This is a genomic window from Pseudomonas syringae CC1557, assembly GCF_000452705.1.
Classification (GTDB): domain Bacteria; phylum Pseudomonadota; class Gammaproteobacteria; order Pseudomonadales; family Pseudomonadaceae; genus Aquipseudomonas; species Aquipseudomonas syringae_F.
The window spans coordinates 3,704,689-3,725,478 of sequence record NZ_CP007014.1; the positions used below are offsets into that span (position 1 = coordinate 3,704,689).

Here is a 20,790-nt window from a genome sequence, read left to right on the forward strand (position 1 = left end):
TGTGGGATCGTTCGCTTAGCCCTGCACTGTGCCTCGGCACTCGCCAAAACCTATCGACACCTGCCCGTCTCGATGACAGCGAGCACGCAGGATCACTTCATCGCCACTTTGCAAAAACGTTCGCTGCTCACCGCCTGGCAACGTAAGCACCTGTTTGCCACCTTCAGTCATCTCCAGCAGGCTGCCGTACTGCCCCGGCTGCGGGCCAGATAGGGTGCCGGTGCCAAGCAGGTCACCTGGTTGCAGCTTGCAGCCGTTGACGGCGTGATGCGCAACCATCTGCGCAACGGTCCAGTACATGCTCAGCGAATTGCTCAGACCCAATCGATACGGCACCTGCCCCTGAGCCCTCATCTGTTCAGTAAGCAGCAAGACCTCCAGCTCGATATCCAGCGCGCCATTCTGCTGATCCTTCTGATCAAGCAGATATGCCAGCGGCTGCGGGTCGCCTTCGGGTCGTGGCGGCTGGGGGCTGCGAAACGGTTCGAGGGCTTCGGCAGTCACTACCCAAGGCGAGATAGTGGTCGCAAAGCTCTTCGACAGAAACGGCCCCAATGGTTGGTATTCCCAGGCTTGTATGTCGCGCGCCGACCAGTCGTTGAGCAGGCAGAACCCGGCGATATGCTCGGCGGCGCGATCAATCCCGATCGCATCGCCCTGCGCATTGCCAGGGCCGATCCAGACGCCCAGTTCCAGTTCGTAATCCAGCCGTTTGCAAGGGCCGAATTCAGGAACGTGCTGACCTGGCGCCAGGGTCTGCCCATTGGGCCGTTTGATCAATGTGCCGGAAGTACACAGGGTAGATGCCCGGCCGTGATAGCCGATGGGCACATATTTGTAGTTGGGCAGCAGCGGGCTATCCGGACGGAACAGTTTGCCGACGTTTAGCGCATGGTGAATGCCGACATAAAAATCAGTGTAATCGCCGACCCGCGCAGGCATGTGCAACGTGCACTCGTTCATCGGCAGCAGCACGTCCGATGCAGCCTGCAAGGCTGCGCGTTGCGAGCTTTCTTCATCCAGCAATTGCAGCAGCGCGGAGCGCAGAGTTCGACGCGCAGCAGCGCCGAGTGCGAAAAAGTCATTGAGTTGGTCGCGGCTGGCGGCCTCGGCAGCTTCCGCGGCGGAGCCCTGAAAAAAGCCACCTCTCAAAGCCGCGCGCAGATCAAGAATCAAATCACCAATCGCCACACCTCCATGCGGCTCAGAGCCGTTGTGGCTGAATACGCCCAACGGCAAATTTTGTAGCGGAAAGTCGCCATGACCGTTGGCTGACGCGACCCAACTACGGCGATTCGAAGCGCTGTTCATCAAAACGACTCCTGGTTGAACGTTCTGGCCATGCCATTCCAGCAGGCATCGTAATCGGCTTGCAGTTGCGGGCAGCCCAGCGCATGGCGACTGGGGCGTAATACTTTGCCGGTTTCGAACATGAAGGCCATGGTGTTTTCGATTTTGTGCGGTTTGAGGTCCGCAGCGATGGCTTTTTCCGCGGTGACGTTATCCGGGCCATGGGCGCTCATGCAGTTGTGCAGCGACGCCCCGCCGGGCATGAAGCCTTCGGCCTTGGCATCGTAGGCGCCATCGATCAGGCCCATGAACTCGTTCATCAGGTTGCGATGAAACCACGGTGGCCGGAAAGTGTTCTCTGCCACCATCCAGCGCGGCGGGAAGATCACAAAATCGATGTTCGCCTGCCCGTGGATGACACCTGGCGAAGTCAGCACGGTGAAGATCGACGGGTCCGGGTGATCGTAGCTGACCGTGCCGAGGGTATTGAAGCGCCGCAGGTCGTACTTGTACGGCACGTTGTTGCCATGCCATCCCACCACGTCGAACGGCGAATGTTCCAGCTGCGTCGCCCACAATTCGCCAAGGAATTTCTGCACCAGTTGCAACGGCTTATCGCGTTCTTCAAACCAGGCTACCGGGGTCAGGAAATCACGCGGGTTGGCCAGCCCGTTGCTGCCGATAGGCCCGAGCTCCGGCAGGCGCAAGGCACAACCGTGGTTCTCGCAGATATAACCGCGTGCGTTACCATCGAGCAGTTGCACACTGAATTTCAGACCACGCGGCAGCACAGCTATTTCCAGCGGTTCGATGTCCAGCAGGCCCAGCTCAGTGACGATTCTCAGCCGCCCTTGTTGCGGCACGATCAGCCACTCGCCATCGGCATTGAAAAATGCGCGCTGCATTGAGGTGTTGGCTGCATACACATACACGCTGACACCGTCGGCCTGATCCGCCGTCGAGGTGCTGGCCAGGGAAATCAGGCCATCAATGAAGTCAGTGGCTTCGGCCGGCACATCGAAAGCATTCCAGCGTAAGCGATTGGGGTTGATCGGGCCTTGTTCACGGCCGACGATCTGCCGGTCCATACGTTGATAGCGCGGATGCGCCGCCGAGGGTTTAATCCGGTACAGCCAGCTGCGTCGGGCTTCGCTGCGTGCGACGGTAAAGGCAGTTCCCGAGAATTGCTCGGCGTACAGGCCCAGCGAATGCCTCTGCGGCGAGTTCTGACCCACCGGCAATGCGCCTGGCAAGGCTTCGCTGCTGAACTGGTTGCCGAAGCCCGACTGGTAAACCAGTACGTCGGTGCTGGAATGAATAGCCATCTGGACCTCTTGTTGTTATTCGGTCACACAGTGATTAACGGAATATCACTTTACGTAAATTAATTACGCTTAACGTAATTTGAGTTTGAAAGCCGGTCAAGCTATAAAGCTGCCTTCCCAGACCGGCGCAGTGTTCCCATGACCCAAGAAACTGAAAGCCCTGCGGGTGGACGTCAGCAGAAGGTTCAGGCAGCCGAAGTCGGCCTGGGCGTACTCAAGGCGCTGGCTGAATTGTCGCCGTCCACCTCGCTGTCAAAACTGGCCGAGCATCTGGGCATGCCGCCCAGCAAGGTCCACCGTTACCTGCAGGCGCTGATCGCCAGCGGCTTTGCCGAACAGGATGCCGTCAACAACCATTACGGGCTGGGGCGAGAAGCATTGCAGGTCGGGCTGGCATCGCTGGGCAAGCTGGACGTGCTGAAGGTGTCGGCGCCATGGCTGGCCAACCTGCGCGACGAACTGAACCAGACCTGCTTCCTGGCCGTATGGGGTAACAAAGGCCCGACGGTGGTGTACGTCGAGCCGTCGATGGGCGCGGTGACGCTGGTCACGCAGATCGGTTCGGTGCTGCCGCTGCTCAGTTCGTCTACCGGACTGGTGTTCGACAGCTTTCTGGCCAAGGGAGAAACCGCGCTGCTGCGTGAACAGGAAACGCCTCATCTGGATGCGGGTCAACTGCGCGAGATCGAGCGCCACATCGAGCAGATCCGCAGCACTGGCGTTCACCAGATTCAGGGCATGCTGATGCCGGGCATCAACGCAGCCTCCTCGCCCCTGTTCGCCATGGGCGACAAGCTGGTGGGGGTGATCACGGTGGTTGGGCCGGGATCAGTGTTGAATGACGCGGCGCAGAGCGAGGCGGCCAGACGTCTGCTTGAAACGGCGACGGTGATCAGTGCGCGTATGGGCGGTAGCCGTTCGCCCGTTTGATGCCCACCATCATCGGACTCTGGATGGGTATGTCCTCTCGACACTCTCAGCGCGTTACATTCCTGGGTGCAGAAATCCATCACGCTCAAACATCAGGGGTAACGGGCTATGCGTTGGCAAGACGACCCGCTCCATGCAAACCATGAATCAACCGACCCTCGACACGGTTGCGACCTTTGGTTTTAGCGAAGTAAAGGAGTCGATCTGCCTCCTCCAGAGCGGTGGTATACCCCTCCTTCGCTGGTGCATTGATCGCCACTACGCCCGAGCTGATCGTCAGTTTGCCCAGCGGGCTGGCGGAGTGTTCTATAAAAGTATTCACGATGGATGATTTGACTTTTTCAGCGACGCTCAGCGCACTCGCCAAATCCGTTTCGGGCAGCAGAATGACAAATTCCTCACCGCCGTAACGTGCTGCAATATCCCCAGCCCGGGTGATACTGCTGCCGATGAGCCCTGCTACCTGCCTCAGGCAGTCGTCACCCCGCAGATGGCCATAGATGTCGTTGTATTGCTTGAACCAGTCAATATCCAACAAAATGATTGCGATAGTTGAGTCATCGCGGCTTGCTCGTTCCCACTCCTGTTGCAAGGCAGCATCGAAGCAGCGTCGATTGGCCAAATGCGTCAGGCTGTCAGTGTGAGCGATGATCTCCAGCTCGTTTCTGGCGATGTTCAGTTCGCCTTCCGCAGTGATCAACTGTCGGATTTGCCGATACAACAAAACGCCCAACAACGCCAACGCCAGAATAATGATGCCGGTCATGACCATGGACCGCAGCGCATAGGCCCACCAGGGCGCAAACACATGCTGCAAGGAAACGCCGGCAGCGGCGACGATGGGTAATCCGGACACCCGCCGATAGGCATATATCCTTTCTACGCCATCAACCACAGATTTGATCGAGGCGGTACCGCTGTCGCTATAAGGCAGATAGCGCGTGAAGATATCGCCCTTGGCCACATTGGTCGTCATGAGTGCGGTTAATGTAGGTCGCCGGGCCAGCAGGTCGCCATTGTTCAGCGCGAGGAAGATGACGCCCTTGTCGTCTACATCCATGCGCTCGAAAAACGTTTGAAAATACGCCACGGGCACCGTAGCCAAGGCAACGCCTGCAAAACTGCCGTCGGCAGCATTGATACGCCGACTGATCGGGATGACCATGTCTCCCGTATTGCGGCTTTGCACGATGGAACCTAAGTGGATGGACTCATCAGTGTTATCGCGGTGATAGATGAAGTACCCGCGATCGTCATTGTTTTTCGTCTGTATGCCCTTGGCAAAGGAGTTGGCGACCCAGTTGCCCTGCGCATCGTAGATGAAGAGCCCTTGAAGCGCTTTCACGTTCACCAGGTCTTGAGCCATCAGCTTTGTCAAACGGGCTTGCTGCTCGTCTGCGACCCCGTCATGTTCAACACGCTCGACAAGATCGCGCAGCGTGTTATCAGCCTGCTTTATCGTGTCCTGGGCTTGCTGCTCCGCGGCAAGAACGATGTTGGATACCGCAATTCTGGCGGCGGCGATGCGCTCACGCTTGGACTGGTTCATCTGCCAGGCCGTAGCCAGAACCAACGATAGACAAACCAGAACAATGAAGCCGATCAACGCTTTGGTGAGCGCCGAGGCCGTGAGCCTCGTCGACATAAAGGAGAGATGGGTCATAGGGCTGTCATCAAATTGGCGGTAAGACGGCCTATGCAGTTTCCGTACCCTCCAGATACCAAGACCGGACGCGGGCTTGACGCATACGTTTCTCGGCTGAAAGAGATTTTTACAGGTATCCGCTTTCCTGACGATACAGTTTCTAAGCTGCCTGAAATAGCTGCCGATACGCTACCAAGAGGTGTTGCAATGTATCGAAACTTCCTTTTTTGGCGTGATAAAAGCGCAGGTTGGCAGTTTATTTTCATCGATGCTGAAGCAGTGACAATCCCGATCAATCGCTTCGCATTTCATGTGCGGTCAGCTTTTAGCGATAACCTTGAATGAGCACTTACCCAGTAAGCGATAACGACGAAGAGCGCATTCAGACGTTGAATGCTTTCGGGTTGATGGATACGCCACCTGAGCACCAATACGATCAGATCGTGCAAATGGCATCGCGAATTTTTGATGCCCCCATTGTTCTGATTTCTTTGGTCCATCGCGACCGACAATTCTTCAAGGCACGTGTCGGCCTCGATGTATGCGAAACGGGTCGTGACGTCTCGTTTTGTAATTTTGCGCTCATGGGCCGTACTGTTTTCTGGGTGCCTGATGCATCGCAGGATGCGAGATTCAGCGCAAACGCCCTGGTTCTCGGAGCGCCCCATATTCGCTTTTACGCGGGGGCGCCACTCATAACCGCCAACGGTCATGTCTTGGGCAGTTTATGTCTGATCGACAATCAGCCCCGAGCGTTATTCTCGGACCGTGACCAGCGTGTCCTTCAGGACCTGGCCATCATGGTTATTGAAAAAATGGAGTTGCGCCGGCTCGAACTCGAGACCAGGGACAGTCATACCCGATTCATGAACATCACGTCGACTTCACCCGATGCCATTATTTGCTCAAACAGCAAAAATCAAATCACCTCATGGAATAACTCAGCCGAGCTTATTTTCGGGCATACCTCCGAAGACGCAGTGGGAAAGCCGCTCGACATCATTATTCCGCAAGAGATGCGCTCCCGACACAATGCAGGTTTCTCGAGGGTGGTCTCCGGCGGCCCGGCCAGCATCATTGGAAAATCCGTCAACCTGACGGCCATACATCGCGACGGCCATAAAATACCCATCGAACTTTCGCTTTCGCAATGGAGCGCTGCTGGCGAGCCACAATTTGGGGCGATCATTCGTGACGTCACCCAGCGTGTCGCTGCGGACAAACTACTGAAGCACGCGGCTGAATACGATCATCTGACAGGCCTCGCCAATCGCTCAACACTCAAAAGGCGGATCAAAGAGGCGTGTGACGCACAGATATCAGCGGCAATTCTTCTGATAGACCTGGATGGTTTCAAGGATGTTAACGATACGTTAGGCCACGCCGCAGGTGATTTTGTCCTCAAAGTGACGTCCAGTCGCCTTCGCGAACACGTGCCGACGTTTCATATGGTTGCCCGTCTGGGTGGCGACGAATTCGTAGTTTTCATGGCAGACACCGCAGATCAGTCCAAAGCGATCACGCTGGGTTTGGCGCTCATTGCAGTCATCGAGGAACCCATAGAGTTTGAAGACAACTCCATTTATATCGGAGCCAGTGTCGGCGTGTCCGTAAGGTCAGGTTCCGATTACGATGGGGAGCAAATGCTGGGCAACGCGGACTTGGCGCTCTATCAAGCCAAGTCTGACGGACGATCCCTTGTTCGTGTGTTCACCGCCGAGCATCGACAGACCGCTTCAAAAAGAGGAGCGCTCAGCTCATCAATGCGTCAGGCATGGGCGAACAAAGAGTTTGAGCTGTACTACCAGCCCCAGATACGACTTGCCGATGGCGCAATTACCGGGGCCGAGGCCCTAATACGATGGAACCATCCGACCCTCGGTGTCGTGTCCCCGGCGTTTTTTTTACATGCTCTGGAAGCAGGCCTGCTAGCGATACCGGTAGGCGAATGGATATTGCGTTCAGCCTGTGAGCAGGCCGCTCAATGGCGCAACAGCGGCTGTGACGGGTTCAGGATCGGCGTCAATTTGTTCGCCGCTCAATTTCGCATGCGCGACTTTTCTGAAATGGTTGAAAGTGCACTTAACGACTTTTCCTTGCCCGCGCACTCACTTGAACTGGAAATTACAGAAAACATCATTTTGCGAAACGAGCAGCGAATCATGGAACCCCTTCGCCACCTTCGATCATTGGGGGTAGGCATTGCGTTCGATGATTTCGGTACAGGCTATGCGTCCTTGAGCCTTCTGAAAGACTATCCGGTCACCCGCCTGAAGATTGATCGCTCGTTTGTCAGTGGCGTCGAACGCAGCAAAAAAGACGAAGTCATCATCGAGGCTGTTATCAGGCTGGCGGCCGGTTTTAACCTTCAAGTCACTGCAGAAGGCATCGAAACCGGCGAACAGGAAAGTTTGATGCGGCATTATTTGTGCGATGAAGGCCAAGGCTATCTGTATGGTCGCCCTATGACGGCTCATGAATTCACTGCGCGTTATATCTCGACTCATGAACGAGCATCGGCTGTGCGGGATCATAAATAATGCAGAGCCCGCTTGAGCAGGCGCTTTTAAAACCTGTAGTGCGCTACTGACCCTGCACACGACGTCAAGGTTTTCACGGAAAGAGCGGGCACCCGCCCATCCTTGAACGGGTGCAGCCGATTCCGGGTGTAGCGATGTATCAGAGCATTGGCACGAGAGTCTAAGCCGCTCAATCCGGCGTCAGTACACCGCGCTGGATCTGATCGCGTTCGATAGATTCGAACAGTGCCTTGAAGTTGCCTTCGCCGAACCCGTCGTCGCCCTTGCGCTGGATGAATTCGAAGAACACCGGCCCCATCAGGGTGGCGGAGAATATCTGCAACAGCAGTCGACGTTCGCCACCCTCCGAGGAGCCGTCCAGCAGGATACCGCGTGACTTGAGTTCGGCTTCAGGCTCGCCGTGATCCGGCAGGCGCCCTTGCAGCATTTCATAGTAAGTGTCCGGCGGTGCCGTCATGAAGCGCATGCCGGTGGCTTTCAGTGCGTCCCAGGTCTGAATCAGGTCATCGGTGAAGAAGGCTACGTGCTGAATGCCTTCGCCATTGAACTGCATCAGGAACTCTTCGATCTGCCCGGCGCCTTTCGATGATTCTTCGTTCAACGGGATGCGGATCATGCCATCCGGCGCGCTCATGGCCTTGGAGGTCAGGCCGGTGTATTCGCCCTTGATATCGAAGTAACGCAGTTCACGAAAGTTGAACAGTTTTTCGTAAAAGTTCGCCCAGTAAGCCATACGACCGCGATACACGTTGTGGGTCAGGTGATCGATGAATTTCAGGCCCGCACCGACCGGATGACGGTCCACGCCATCGATGAAGTTGAAGTCGATGTCATAGATCGACGTCCCTTCGCCAAACCGGTCGATCAGGTACAACGGCGCGCCACCAATGCCCTTGATCGCTGGCAGGCGCAACTCCATAGGCCCGGTGGCGATTTCCAGCGGTTGCGCGCCCAGTTCCAGCGCCCGGTTGTAGGCCTGCTGGGCGTCCTTGACGCGGAATGCCATGCCGCACACTGATGGGCCATGCTCAGCCGCAAAGTAGGACGCCAGGCTGTGCGGTTCATTATTGAGGATCAGGTTGATCGCGCCCTGGCGGTACAGCGTCACATCCTTGGAACGGTGAGTCGCAACCCTGGTGAAGCCCATCATCTCGAACACAGGCTCAAGAGAGTTGGGGGTCGGTGAAGCGAATTCGATGAATTCAAAGCCCATCAGGCCCATCGGATTTTCGTAGAGATCAGCCATGACTGGCTCCTTGCAGGAAAGTGAGGGTGAACAAACAACGCAATCACTGTCCTGCGGGCGGCGCACACGGAATACCGCGCACGCTGCGCGCGAGAAAATCACCGAAAATCAGTTGCAGACCAAGAATCTTCATGAGGGCAGCCTACTCCGGCTTGTCCGATTGTGCATCACGATGTGCCTGTTGAAAGGCCGGGTGCTACCCGCTGTTATTGTCGTAACCATATTACGCAATGCGTAAGCTGCGTGATCCATACAGCGCTGTCAACTCAAGCTGTGCGCTGAATGAGCTAGGATGCATGGACCCGATAAAAACAATGCTGGGGTGGCTTGATGAATATTCAGTACGACGAACGCATCGATGGCGCACTGCCGGCTGTCGACAAGCAGCACCTGTTGCGGGACCTGCAACGCCTGTTGCCCGATCTGGATATCCTGCATCGCGCCGAAGAGCTGCGGCCTTACGAGTGCGACGGCTTGTCGGCCTATCGCACGACGCCCATGCTCGTGGTCCTGCCCCGCCACCTTGAAGAAGTACAGACACTGCTCAAACTGTGCCACGCGCGCGGCGTGCCGGTGGTTGCACGTGGCGCAGGCACAGGGTTATCAGGGGGCGCGCTGCCGTTGGAAAAAGGCGTGCTGCTGGTGATGGCGCGCTTCAATCAAATCCTCGACATCAACCCTGCCGCCCGCCTGGCGCGCGTACAACCGGGTGTGCGCAACCTTGCGATCTCCCAGGCAGCATCGCGATACGGCCTGTATTACGCGCCGGACCCATCGTCGCAAATAGCCTGTTCCATCGGCGGCAACGTGGCGGAAAACGCAGGCGGCGTGCACTGCCTGAAATACGGGCTGACCGTGCATAACCTGCTCAAGGTCGACATCCTGACAATTGAGGGAGAACCCATGAGCCTGGGCGGCGACACGCTGGATTCGCCGGGCTTCGACTTGCTGGCGCTGTTCACCGGTTCCGAAGGCATGCTTGGCATCATCACTGAGGTCACCGTCAAACTGCTGCCGCGCCCGCAAGTGGCCAAGGTGCTGCTCGCCGCCTTCGACTCGGTAGAGAAAGCCGGTCGTGCGGTGGCCGATATCATCGCAGCGGGTATTATTCCCGGCGGCCTGGAGATGATGGATAACCTGGCGATCCGCGCCGCCGAGGACTTTATTCACGCGGGCTATCCGGTCGACGCCGAAGCCATTCTGCTGTGCGAACTGGATGGCGTCGAAGCCGACGTGCATGCCGATTGCGAACGCGTCCGCGCGGTGCTGGAGCGCGCTGGCGCCACCGAGGTGCGCCAGGCAAAGGACGAAGCCGAACGTGTTCGTTTCTGGGCCGGACGCAAGAACGCCTTCCCGGCCGTCGGCCGCCTGTCGCCCGACTATTACTGTATGGACGGGACCATCCCGAGGCGCGAACTGCCGGGTGTACTGCGCGGCATCAGCGAACTTTCCGAGCAATACGGCCTGCGCGTCGCCAATGTGTTTCATGCGGGTGACGGCAACATGCACCCGCTGATCCTGTTCGACGCCAATCAACCCGGCGAACTGGAGCGCGCCGAGGCACTCGGCGGCAGCATTCTGGAGCTGTGCGTCAAGGTCGGCGGCAGCATCACCGGGGAACACGGGGTCGGGCGCGAAAAGATCAATCAGATGTGCGCGCAGTTCAACAGCGACGAATTGACCTTTTTCCATGCGATCAAGGCCGCGTTCGACGCCAGCGGCCTGCTCAATCCCGGGAAGAACATTCCGACCCTGCAGCGCTGTGCTGAATTCGGCGCCATGCATATTCACGCCGGGCAATTGCCCTTCCCTGAACTGGAGCGTTTCTGATGAGCGCGACGGGCTATTCAGTGGATAAAGATGCCAACCAGACGCTGCTCGAACAGGTCAGCCAGGCGTTGCACGACGGCACGGCGCTGCGTATTCACGGCGGCAACAGCAAGGCGTTTCTCGGCCGCCCGGTGAGCGGCGAACCGCTCGATACTCGCGAACATCGAGGCATCGTCAGCTATGACCCCACCGAACTGGTGATCACTGCCCGCGCCGGTACGCCGCTGAGTGAGCTGATGCAGGCGCTGGATGCGGCCGGCCAGACGTTACCGTGCGAACCGCCTGATTTCGGCATGGCAACACTGGGCGGTATGGTCGCTGCCGGGCTGTCAGGGCCGCGCCGCCCGTGGAGCGGATCTGTACGTGACTTCGTACTGGGCACGCGGGTAATCACCGGCCAGGGCAAGCACCTGCGCTTCGGCGGCGAAGTCATGAAAAACGTCGCTGGCTATGACGTATCGCGCCTGATGGCTGGCAGTTTCGGCTGCCTCGGGCTATTAACCGAAGTGTCGCTCAAGGTGCTGCCCAAACCACGCCTGTGCAGCAGCATCGCGCTGGAGATGGACAGCGCCCGCGCCCTGACCTGCCTGACGGAATGGGGCCAGCAACCCATGCCGATCAGCGCCGCCAGCCACGACGGTCGGTTGTTGCGGTTGCGTCTTGAGGGCGGCGAGGGCTCGGTGGCGGCAGCGCATCAGCGACTCGGCGGCGAGCTGATCGACGCTGCTTACTGGCAGCAATTGAATGAGCAGCGCCTGACGTTTTTCCATGACACTCGCCCCGTGTGGCGCATTTGCGTGCCTGCCGACACCGGGGTTTTGAGCCTGCCGGGCGAGCAATTGATCGATTGGGGCGGCGCGCAACGCTGGCTGAAATCAGACGCTGACAGCGAGGTCATTCGAACCATGGCGACCACTGTCGGCGGGCACGCGACCTGTTACCGCCAGAACCACGTCGACAGCCCTTTTCAGCCCTTGAGCCTGCCACTTTTGCGCTATCACCAGGCACTCAAGACCCGGCTCGACCCACAGGGCATTTTCAACCCCGGCCGACTGTACGCGGAGCTTTGAAGCATGCAGACCACCTTGAGCGAACACGCCAGAACCCTGCCGCGCGCCGAAGAAGCCGAGCGCATCCTGCGCAGTTGCGTGCATTGCGGTTTCTGCAATGCCACCTGCCCCACCTATCAATTGCTGGGCGACGAACTGGACGGCCCGCGCGGGCGGATCTATCTGATCAAGCAGGTGCTGGAAGGCCACGAGGTCACCGCGAAAACCCAACTGCACCTGGACCGCTGCCTGAGCTGTCGCAACTGCGAAACCACCTGCCCGTCTGGCGTCGAGTACCACAAGCTGCTGGATATCGGACGCGCTGCGGTGGACGCCGTTGTGCCGCGTTCACCAGGCCAACGATTGCTGCGCGAAGGCTTGCGCCGGATCGTGCCCAACGCCGGGCTGTTCAAGGCGCTGATCGGGCTGGGCAATACCTTTCGTCCCCTGCTGCCGGACAACCTGAAAGACAAGCTGCCTGCCACGACGCAGGCCGTCGGTCTGCGTCCGGTGCCCCGCCACGTTCGGCGGGTGCTCATGCTTGAAGGCTGCGTGCAGCCTGGCCTGTCACCGAATACCAACGCGGCAACGGCGCGAGTGCTGGACCGTCTGGGGATCAGTGTCAGCCCGGTCAATGAGGCAGGCTGTTGCGGCGCGGTGGATTATCATTTGAATGCACAGGACCCGGGCCTTGATCGCGCACGGCGCAATATCGACGCCTGGTGGCCAGCCATCGAAGACGGTGCCGAAAGTATCGTCCAGACGGCCAGCGGTTGCGGGGCGTTTATCAAGGATTACGGCCATCTGCTGCGCAACGACCCGCGCTATGCGAACAAAGCCGCCGTTATCAGCGCCCGGACAAAGGATCTGGTCGAAGTGCTGCGCGACGAGCCGCTGGAAACCCTTGGCCTGAAAGCGGACACGCGGCTGGCCTTTCACTGCCCGTGTACCTTGCAGCATGCCCAAAAGCTCGGCGGCGAGGTCGAACGTGTTCTGGCAAGACTGGGTTTCAATCTGACCAGCGTGCCGGACAGTCATCTATGCTGCGGATCGGCGGGCACCTACTCCATTACCCAACCGCAACTGGCCCGCCAGTTACGCGACAACCGCATGCACGCGCTGGAAAGCGGCAAGCCACAGGTCATCGCCACGGCCAACATCGGCTGCCAGACTCACTTGGCAAGCGCCAACCGAACGCCCGTGCGGCACTGGATCGAACTGATTGATGAGGCCATTGGCACTCCTGAATCGCGCTGAACTCCTATTGAATAACCCTGCTACGGAGAACTCTCATGAAAATCAAAGCCGTCCTCACCCAGACCGAAGTCAGCCTGATGCTTGGTGCTGCGCGTGACGAAGCCCAGGCCAATGGCTGGGCGGTGGCCATCGCGATTGTCGACGACGGAGGCCACCTGCTGGCGTTCGAACGGCTGGACGATGCTGCGCCGATCAGCAGCTACATCTCGATTGAAAAGGCCCGCACCTCGGCATTGGGAAAACGCGAATCCAAGGGCTACGAAGACATGGTCAACGGCGGCCGCAGCGCGTTCCTCAGTGCTCCGCTGCTGACCTCGCTGGAAGGCGGCGTGCCGGTCATCGTCGACGGTCAGGTGATCGGCGCATTGGGTGTTTCCGGTGTGAAAGCCGAGCAGGATGCCCAGGTGGCCAAAGCCGGCATCGCCGCGCTGAATGCCGACTGATTGTTCACACCGCGCCGCCCCGTCCGGGCGGCAGCGTGTTCACGAAGACTGCCCGTCAGACAACACACTAGCTCGACCTCTACACGGAGCCCACTGAATGACCGATTTCGTCACATGCCACCGCCTCAAGGTAGCCGTCAATCTGCAGCGATTCATCGAAGCGGAAGTCTTGCCAGGCACCGGCCTGAACCCGGACGCATTCTGGGAAGATTTCGATGCGCTGGTTCACGACCTCGCCCCGCGCAATCGCGAACTGCTCGCTGAACGCAAGCGCTTGCAGGCCGAACTGGACAAGTGGCACAAGGCGCATCCCGGCCCCATCAGTGATATGCCCGCGTACCGCGACTTTTTGAGTTCGATCGGCTATCTGCAGCCGGTGCCACAACAGGTCAGTGCGACCACCGCCAATGTCGACCTGGAAATCAGCGAACAGGCCGGCCCGCAACTGGTCGTGCCTGCCAGCAATGCCCGTTATGCGCTCAACGCGGCGAACGCACGCTGGGGCTCACTGTACGATGCCCTGTATGGCAGCGATGTGATTTCCACCGCCAACGGCGCTGAAATCCGTGCCGGTTACAATCCGTTGCGCGGTGCCAAGGTAATTGCCTTTGCCCGCAACCTGCTCGACGCCAGTGCGCCCCTTGCCCATGGCAGCCACAGCCATGCCAGCAGGTATCACATCGAAGACAACGAACTGCGCATCACCCTGGCCGACGGCTCGGCTACGGTTCTGCAACAGCCGGAAAAGTATCTCGGTTTCAAGGGCGAACCGGGCCAGCCAGAAGCAATTCTTCTCAAGCACCACGGTTTGCATATCGAGATCCAGTTCGATCCACAGCACCCGGTCGGCAGCACTGATGCTGCCGGAATCAAGGACCTGCTGCTGGAGTCGGCACTCTCGACCATCATCGATTGCGAAGACTCGGTCGCTGCCGTGGACGCTGACGACAAGGTGCTGGTGTACCGCAACTGGCTGGGTCTGATGAAAGGCGACCTGACCGAAATACTCGACAAGGGCGGCAAGCCGGTCACCCGCTGCCTCAACCCTGACCGTACTTATCACGCAGCCACCGGTGGCGAACTCACGTTGCGCGGGCGTGCGCTGCTGTTCATTCGCAACGTCGGCCACTTGATGACCCATCCGGCGATTGTCGATCAGGACGATCAGCAGATTCCCGAAGGCATCCTCGACGGTGTGGTCACCAGCCTGATCGGCCTGCATGACCTGAACCGTCGCGGCAATTCGCGGGCGGGCAGCATTTACATCGTCAAACCGAAAATGCACGGGCCGGCCGAAGTGGCGTTTGCCGATCAGTTGTTCAGCCGCATTGAGGACCTGCTCAAGCTACCGCGCAACACACTGAAAATGGGCATCATGGACGAAGAGCGACGCACCAGCATCAATCTCAAGGCCTGCATCGAAGCTGCGTCGGCACGGGTGGCGTTCATCAATACCGGTTTCCTGGACCGGACCGGCGATGAAATCCACAGTGCCATGCAGGCCGGTCCTGTGTTGCGCAAGGGCGAGATGAAAAATGCTCCGTGGATCAAGGCGTACGAGCGCAACAACGTGCGGGTCGGCCTGGCGTGCAGCCTGCGTGGTCGTGCGCAGATCGGCAAAGGCATGTGGGCGATGCCTGATCGCATGGCGGACATGCTGGAGCAGAAAATTGCTCACCCCACATCCGGCGCGACGACCGCCTGGGTGCCCTCGCCGACCGCCGCCACGCTGCACGCGCTGCATTATCACCAGGTCGATGTCGCCCGGATCCAGCAGCAGCTTGAGCAACAGGCGCTGGCCGACCACAGTGATCCGTTTCTCGACGACTTGCTGACCATTCCGGTGGTTGCCAAACCCGAATGGACCCACGAGCAGATTCTCGAAGAGCTGGAAAACAACGCTCAGGGCCTGCTTGGCTATGTGGTGCGCTGGATCGAACAGGGTATCGGCTGCTCCAAGGTGCCGGACATCCATAACGTCGGCCTGATGGAAGACCGGGCGACGCTGCGCATTTCAAGTCAGCACATGGCCAACTGGCTGCTGCACGATATCGTCGACAAGGAAGACGTGCAGAACGTGCTGGAGCGCATGGCCAAGGTGGTGGACAAACAGAACGCCGGGGATTCGCATTACCGTCCCATGGCCAGAGACTTCAAGAACTCCAGCGCATTCAAGGCCGCCTGCGCACTGGTGTTCAAAGGTGTCGAACAGCCATCCGGTTATACCGAGCTGCTGCTGCATGAGTTCCGACTTGCATTCAAACACCCGGACTGATCACACAGAGAGATCCCAAAGCCGACTACATGCACGTGCTCCACTATCGGGCACGCGCACGTAGTTGGCGTGAAGATCAACGCAATGCAAATCGCACGGTGTGCAGCGGCAGGCTACAGCCTGTAAATGGAAATCCAGTTCATGTCGGCATGGGTCGTATAGATGTAGCTGCCCGACGTGTTCAGCGCCGAGCTACCCACTGAAGGGAAGCAAGCGATACAGGTTGTGATCCCGTTCACCGTATCGATTCTGTATACGTCGTACTCGTGGGTATAGACGGCATAGACGTAGCGATTATCCGGGGAAATACCGATAACCTTGACCGGATAACCCTCCTCACCAAGCGCTTCCCGATAGATCATCCTGTTGGTCGCGGCGTCCACAACATAGACCTCATCGATACCGCCGACGTACAACAGGTCACCCCCAGAACTGATGACCATCGAACGAGGGTCGGCAAAGCCGGGGATATCATCCTGCATGTAATCGAGCGTACCGATGGCCGAAATATCGGTGGGTGCCTGTCGATCCAGCACGGTCGTGGCGTAGATCCGATTGCTTTCGGGACTGACCGCCAGAGCCAGCGAGGCCATGGACAGAGAGCCCATATCGAAATCGTTTTCGACCGTGTAGTTTTCAGTTTCAATAATCCTGATCAGCCCTCCTGCCGCGTTTTGGAAAGACAGGCAGATGAATCGGCCGTCCGGGCTGCACAGGATCCTGTTCACGCTGACCGCCGGGATGATGCGGATCACTTCGCGCAGGGCGGTATCGACCACGTAACACTTCTTCCGACCGATGCTGTAAAGCCGCTTGCCATCAGGACTGAGTGTGATGGCGCCCGCCCCTGCCCGCTTTACGGTACCCACTACACTGGATGAGTCGATATCGACCACGCTGATTTCGTTACCGCTTTCGTGGGCGACATACAGGGTTGCTTCATCCGGGCTGATGACGATCTCTCCGGGCATGAAGTCCAGCGGAATGATGCCGGTCAACCACGCAATATCAAGGGCTATGCCTGCACTGACCGGGTTGGCGATATGAACCAAAGCCCTAACGTCCTGAGATGCTCGTTTGTGCATTTTTCCCACCAGTCAATAGGTCTTGCAAGACGGTCAGAATGAGGACTGGATACCCGGCGAGGTCCCCATCATTCAATGATGCGGCCAAGACTTGTATGCCGATCGGATCCAAAAACACACCATCATTGAATACTCAACAGGAGGGGTTGGGTACTGTCATAAATCACAGTCGATGCCCCAGCAACGCGTTTGAGCGGTAAGTGCAAAATGCAAAGGAGGCCGTAGTACCGGGGCTTTCAGCCACGGTACCTGGCGCAGGAAGCGTGGTAACCATTGGTCAGGCGTTTGGCGGATGAGTTGCGCCGCTCAGGAGCTTTGCCGTATCACCAGTTCGAACCCGAGATCCACCTGCGAATCCTGAGCAATTCCATCAAGCAGCCCCAGTAATAGCTGCGCTGCGCGCTGCCCGACTTCCTGTCTGGGTGTGCGGATAGACGTCAGGCGTGGAACCATGTGCGCAGAACCGGGCAGGTCATTGAAACCCACCAGCGATACCCGCTCGGGAATCGCGATGCCCAGTCGCAGGGCCTCCAACGCCGCGCCCTGTGCCAGGTCATCGTTACAGAAGAACACGCCGTCGACATCCGGATGCTCGTCGAGCAAACGCGCGAACAGCTCCCCGCCCAATCCGATCGAGGAAGACTCGCGCGTCATGATCTGCAATCGGGGATCAAACACCCCCGCCTCTTCCAGCACCTGACGAAAACCATCGCCACGTTGCAGCACACGCGGGTCGAGTTGCGCAGCCATGTAGGCGAGCCGACAGCGCCCGCGCCCCAACAGGTGACGCGCGGCCTCGGCCCCCGCCTGCTGCTGGGAAAAGCCGACGCAATAAGCACCCAGGCGGGTGTCCAGCTCCATCATGTGGACGCAGGGCACGCCGCTGGTTTCCAGCATCTGCCGCGAAGCAGGCGTGTGGTCGAAGCCGGTCAGCAAAATGCCACGCGGCCGATTGACCAGATGGCTGCGCAGCAGCGTCTCTTCTTCTTCGGGCGAGTAATGGTAGTTGCCGATCACCACATCCAGACCGCGCACGCGCAGCACGTCCTGAATGGCTTCCAGCGTTTCGATGAACAATTGGTTGGAAAGCGACGGCACCAGCACCACGACCGTCTGGCTGCAGGATGATGCCAACGCTCTGGCCGCAGGGTTGGCCACGTAACCCAGGCTCTGCGCCGCGGCGCGGACCTTTTCGGCCAGCTCCGGCGCCACGGTGGCAATACCCCGCAAGGCGCGGGAGGCCGTAATCGGGGAGACAGCTGCCAGCCGTGCAACCTCGTTGAGGGTCGGCCGACCTGTAGAGCGGGAACCAATGCGTGTCATGCGTTGCCAACTAACATAGGGGTTGCCAAATGTGTCGAATGCCCCATAAGGTAGCGCTGTCTCATGGAACGTGACAATGCTTTATCGCTGGTTTCACATTCAGGCGCCCTGCCAGGTTGCCCCGGAGAACAGCCTCCGATGATTAATGATGAACCCAAAACAACGACAAGAACTGGAACAGCCCAGGCCGAGCCTGATGTCCACCGGACAAAGACAGCGCTGTCTCCAGACGAGGTGCCTACTGTGACAACTGCGAATACTGCTATTTCCGCCCTCGTGGTGATGGGTGTATCGGGCTGCGGCAAAAGTGCCGTCGGTGCCGAAATTGCCCTCAACAGCGGCGGTCGCCTGATCGAAGGCGATGCGTTCCACCCTCAGGCCAACATCGACAAGATGAGCGCCGGCACCCCCCTCAACGACGAAGACCGCGCTGGCTGGCTGACCCGCCTCGGTGAAGAGATGGCTGCGGCCCTCGCCAATGGCGAACACCCGGTCCTCACCTGCTCTGCCCTCAAGCTCGTCTATCGCCAGCGCCTGCGCGATGCCGTACCGGGCCTGGGATTCGTCTTTCTGGAACTGACCAAAGAACTCGCGGCTGAACGCTGCTCGCACCGGCCAGGACATTTCATGCCCGCCAGCCTGGTCGACAGTCAGTTCGCAACACTTGAATCCCCAGCCGGCGAGCCGCTGACGCTGGTGGTCGATGCAACCCAGCCGATCGATGTGATTGGCAAACAAGCCGCAGCATGGTGGAAAGACTCTCACGCCTGATAAAGGCGTGAACGCGAAAGACAGCGCTGTCTTTGGCACACACGACAAAACGACGGCGCTGTTTGCAGCGACCTAAAATAATAACCGGAGAGACACCCATGTTCGGTATGACCCATGAGACGTTTTTACTCGTCGATGCACTGGTGACCATCGTCGGCCTTGTGCTGTTGATCACCACGTTCAAGGTTCACCCCTTTGTAGCACTGACGCTGGCGGCAGGCTTTCTTGGCCTGACCTCCGGGATGCCGGTGGAAAAAGTCATGAAGTCGTTTCAGGACGGCTTCGGCGGCGTGCTGGGCTTTGTCGGCATCATCCTTGGGCTGGGCACCATGCTCGGCAAGCTGATGGCCGATTCGGGCGGTGCCGACCAGATCGCGCAGACCCTCATCCGCCTCTTCGGCAAGCAGAAAGTACACTGGGCAATGATGTTCTCGGCGTTTCTGGTAGGCATTCCGCTGTTCTTCGAGATCGGCTTTGTGCTGCTGATTCCACTGGTGTTCATCGTCGCGCGCCGCACCGGCGTATCCATCGTCAAGATCGGTATACCGCTGCTGGCAGGCCTTTCGGCCGTACACGGTCTCGTTCCGCCGCACCCGGGTCCGTTGCTGGCCATCGGTATCTTCGGTGCCGACATCGGCAAAACGATTTTCTACGGACTGATCGTTGCATTGCCGACCGCAATCATCGCTGGCCCGATTTTCGGCAGCTGGATTTCCAAGCGCATTCCGGGCACCCCTTCCCAGGAACTGATGGATCAGATCGCCAAGGAATCGAGCACCGAGAATCTCCCGGGCTTCGGCATTACGCTGATCACCATCCTGCTGCCTGTGTTCCTGATGCTGCTCAAAACCTTTGCTGACGTGGTGTTGCCCGAAAACAACATGTTCCGCATCTGGATGGACCTGATCGGCCATCCGATCACCGCCCTGCTGGCAGCCCTGTTGCTGGCGTTCTACACCTTCGGCGCGGCACGCGGCTTTGACCGTTCGAAAATCATGAAGCTGCTCGACCAGAGCCTGGCACCGGTAGCGGCCATCGTGCTGATCGTCGGCGCGGGCGGTGGTTTCAAGCAGATGCTGGTAGCGAGCGGCGTGGGCGATATCATCGGTCACATGGCGGTGCAGGCGCAGATCAACCCGATCATGCTGGCCTGGCTGGTGGCAGCGGTGATTCGCGTGGCAACCGGTTCGGCGACTGTTGCAACCATCACCGGCGCAGGGATCGTCGCCCCGGTAGTCGGCCTGATTCCTGGCGTCAATCGTGAGCTGCTGGTGCTGGCGACCGGCGCAGGCTCGTTGATCCTGTCGCACGTCAACGATGCCGGCTTCTGGCTGGTAAAGCAGTACTTCAACATGACCGTTGCCGAAACATTCAAGACCTGGACAGTGATGGAAACCCTGCTCTCGGTGGTCGGCCTGATCTTCATCATGCTGCTGTCGACGCTGGTATAACCCGAAACACAACGCCTTCGCGGGCCACAACCCGCGAAGGCACAGGTTTGAACTGCAGCTTGCAGGCTGCGACAAAGCCTGTAGAGCGCAACCTGCGTTCATATTTGCTGCGTGAAAACACCCCCCTTCCTACGCTTCCCCGCACCGCATTCCATTTGATTTTTCAGAAAGCTCGGGCAAGGTTCTCAAGTCGAGCCTACGCTTACACTCATCTGGAATTTGAGCCACCCAGTCTCGTCCGGCAAGGCAATAGCCGCCTGAAAGTGCGCCCCTGTTCACGTTACTTTTTATGTAGCGCCAGTAAACACGGGCATTTTCACGTCAAAACGG

General features: G+C 58.7%; 16 protein-coding genes. 10 read left to right on the top strand and 6 right to left on the bottom strand.

The window, feature by feature from the left end:
• Positions 1–15 precede the first annotated feature (15 nt).
• Together fahA and hmgA are read right to left on the bottom strand one after the other, a co-directional pair.
• Complete coding sequence (fahA, locus tag N018_RS16300) at positions 16–1,311, bottom strand: fumarylacetoacetase (RefSeq protein ID WP_025390220.1); 1,296 nt, start codon at positions 1,309–1,311, stop codon at positions 16–18.
• On the bottom strand, positions 1,311–2,615 hold the full coding sequence (gene hmgA / locus N018_RS16305) for a homogentisate 1,2-dioxygenase (RefSeq protein ID WP_025390221.1): 1,305 nt from the start codon (positions 2,613–2,615) through the stop codon (positions 1,311–1,313). Before hmgA ends, fahA begins: the two co-directional genes overlap by 1 nt.
• Before the next feature lie 138 nt (positions 2,616–2,753).
• Here hmgA and N018_RS16310 point away from each other — a divergent pair, with 138 nt between their 5' ends.
• Positions 2,754–3,545, top strand: a complete 792-nt coding sequence (locus N018_RS16310; protein ID WP_025390222.1) for an IclR family transcriptional regulator — start codon at positions 2,754–2,756, stop codon at positions 3,543–3,545.
• Positions 3,546–3,651: 106 nt separating this feature from the next.
• On the opposite strand, the gene N018_RS16315 is transcribed toward N018_RS16310, so the two are convergent.
• Positions 3,652–5,208, bottom strand: a complete 1,557-nt coding sequence (locus N018_RS16315; RefSeq protein ID WP_025390223.1) for a sensor domain-containing diguanylate cyclase — start codon at positions 5,206–5,208, stop codon at positions 3,652–3,654.
• A 33-nt stretch (positions 5,209–5,241) separates the two neighbouring features.
• On the opposite strand from N018_RS16315, the gene N018_RS27490 reads away from it, so the two are divergent.
• Positions 5,242–5,535, top strand: a complete 294-nt coding sequence (locus N018_RS27490; protein ID WP_154219956.1) for a hypothetical protein — start codon at positions 5,242–5,244, stop codon at positions 5,533–5,535.
• Entirely contained in the window at positions 5,532–7,730 is a 2,199-nt protein-coding gene (locus tag N018_RS16320; protein WP_025390224.1) for a putative bifunctional diguanylate cyclase/phosphodiesterase, read from the top strand. Before N018_RS27490 ends, N018_RS16320 begins: the two co-directional genes overlap by 4 nt.
• A gap of 169 nt (positions 7,731–7,899) precedes the next feature.
• Here the strand turns inward: N018_RS16320 and hppD are convergent, their stop codons facing one another.
• Positions 7,900–8,976 carry a 4-hydroxyphenylpyruvate dioxygenase gene (hppD, locus tag N018_RS16325; protein WP_024644027.1) on the bottom strand — a complete coding sequence of 359 codons (1,077 nt, stop codon included), beginning with the start codon at positions 8,974–8,976 and terminating at the stop codon, positions 7,900–7,902.
• Between the two features lie 330 nt (positions 8,977–9,306).
• Here hppD and glcD point away from each other — a divergent pair, with 330 nt between their 5' ends.
• From glcD to N018_RS16350, 5 genes are all read left to right on the top strand, one after another.
• Complete coding sequence (glcD, locus tag N018_RS16330; protein WP_025390225.1) at positions 9,307–10,806, top strand: glycolate oxidase subunit GlcD; 1,500 nt, start codon at positions 9,307–9,309, stop codon at positions 10,804–10,806.
• Positions 10,806–11,876, top strand: a complete 1,071-nt coding sequence (gene glcE / locus N018_RS16335) for a glycolate oxidase subunit GlcE (protein WP_024644025.1) — start codon at positions 10,806–10,808, stop codon at positions 11,874–11,876. The genes glcD and glcE overlap by 1 nt, the downstream gene beginning before the upstream one ends.
• 3 nt (positions 11,877–11,879) lie before the next feature.
• On the top strand, positions 11,880–13,112 hold the full coding sequence (gene glcF, locus N018_RS16340) for a glycolate oxidase subunit GlcF (RefSeq protein ID WP_025390226.1): 1,233 nt from the start codon (positions 11,880–11,882) through the stop codon (positions 13,110–13,112).
• A 35-nt stretch (positions 13,113–13,147) separates the two neighbouring features.
• Positions 13,148–13,555 (top strand): heme-binding protein, encoded by a 408-nt coding sequence (locus N018_RS16345; RefSeq protein WP_024644023.1) that lies wholly within the window; start codon positions 13,148–13,150, stop codon positions 13,553–13,555.
• Between the two features lie 97 nt (positions 13,556–13,652).
• Complete coding sequence (locus N018_RS16350) at positions 13,653–15,830, top strand: malate synthase G (protein ID WP_025390227.1); 2,178 nt, start codon at positions 13,653–13,655, stop codon at positions 15,828–15,830.
• A 113-nt stretch (positions 15,831–15,943) separates the two neighbouring features.
• Here N018_RS16350 and N018_RS16355 read toward each other — a convergent pair whose 3' ends face one another.
• Together N018_RS16355 and N018_RS16360 are read right to left on the bottom strand one after the other, a co-directional pair.
• Positions 15,944–16,915 carry a YncE family protein gene (locus N018_RS16355; protein WP_025390228.1) on the bottom strand — a complete coding sequence of 324 codons (972 nt, stop codon included), beginning with the start codon at positions 16,913–16,915 and terminating at the stop codon, positions 15,944–15,946.
• Positions 16,916–17,221: 306 nt separating this feature from the next.
• Entirely contained in the window at positions 17,222–18,238 is a 1,017-nt protein-coding gene (locus N018_RS16360; protein ID WP_025390229.1) for a LacI family DNA-binding transcriptional regulator, read from the bottom strand.
• Positions 18,239–18,520: 282 nt separating this feature from the next.
• Here N018_RS16360 and N018_RS16365 point away from each other — a divergent pair, with 282 nt between their 5' ends.
• The gene (locus N018_RS16365; protein ID WP_024644019.1) at positions 18,521–19,009 is read left to right on the top strand and encodes a gluconokinase; all 489 of its coding nucleotides are present in this window, start codon (positions 18,521–18,523) and stop codon (positions 19,007–19,009) included.
• Positions 19,010–19,107: 98 nt separating this feature from the next.
• Entirely contained in the window at positions 19,108–20,460 is a 1,353-nt protein-coding gene (locus N018_RS16370; RefSeq protein ID WP_024644018.1) for a GntP family permease, read from the top strand.
• The last annotated feature ends 330 nt before the right edge of the window (positions 20,461–20,790 follow it).

Bases quoted from the DNA above. Each gene is read 5' to 3' on its own strand.
- fahA (WP_025390220.1), bottom strand. From the start codon at position 1,311: ATGAACAGCGCTTCGAATCGCCGTAGTTGGGTCGCGTCAGCCAACGGT.
- hmgA (WP_025390221.1), bottom strand. From the start codon at position 2,615: ATGGCTATTCATTCCAGCACCGACGTACTGGTTTACCAGTCGGGCTTC.
- N018_RS16310 (WP_025390222.1), top strand. From the start codon at position 2,754: ATGACCCAAGAAACTGAAAGCCCTGCGGGTGGACGTCAGCAGAAGGTT.
- N018_RS16315 (WP_025390223.1), bottom strand. From the start codon at position 5,208: ATGACCCATCTCTCCTTTATGTCGACGAGGCTCACGGCCTCGGCGCTC.
- N018_RS27490 (WP_154219956.1), top strand. From the start codon at position 5,242: ATGCAGTTTCCGTACCCTCCAGATACCAAGACCGGACGCGGGCTTGAC.
- N018_RS16320 (WP_025390224.1), top strand. From the start codon at position 5,532: ATGAGCACTTACCCAGTAAGCGATAACGACGAAGAGCGCATTCAGACG.
- hppD (WP_024644027.1), bottom strand. From the start codon at position 8,976: ATGGCTGATCTCTACGAAAATCCGATGGGCCTGATGGGCTTTGAATTC.
- glcD (WP_025390225.1), top strand. From the start codon at position 9,307: ATGAATATTCAGTACGACGAACGCATCGATGGCGCACTGCCGGCTGTC.
- glcE (WP_024644025.1), top strand. From the start codon at position 10,806: ATGAGCGCGACGGGCTATTCAGTGGATAAAGATGCCAACCAGACGCTG.
- glcF (WP_025390226.1), top strand. From the start codon at position 11,880: ATGCAGACCACCTTGAGCGAACACGCCAGAACCCTGCCGCGCGCCGAA.
- N018_RS16345 (WP_024644023.1), top strand. From the start codon at position 13,148: ATGAAAATCAAAGCCGTCCTCACCCAGACCGAAGTCAGCCTGATGCTT.
- N018_RS16350 (WP_025390227.1), top strand. From the start codon at position 13,653: ATGACCGATTTCGTCACATGCCACCGCCTCAAGGTAGCCGTCAATCTG.
- N018_RS16355 (WP_025390228.1), bottom strand. From the start codon at position 16,915: ATGCACAAACGAGCATCTCAGGACGTTAGGGCTTTGGTTCATATCGCC.
- N018_RS16360 (WP_025390229.1), bottom strand. From the start codon at position 18,238: ATGACACGCATTGGTTCCCGCTCTACAGGTCGGCCGACCCTCAACGAG.
- N018_RS16365 (WP_024644019.1), top strand. From the start codon at position 18,521: ATGGGTGTATCGGGCTGCGGCAAAAGTGCCGTCGGTGCCGAAATTGCC.
- N018_RS16370 (WP_024644018.1), top strand. From the start codon at position 19,108: ATGTTCGGTATGACCCATGAGACGTTTTTACTCGTCGATGCACTGGTG.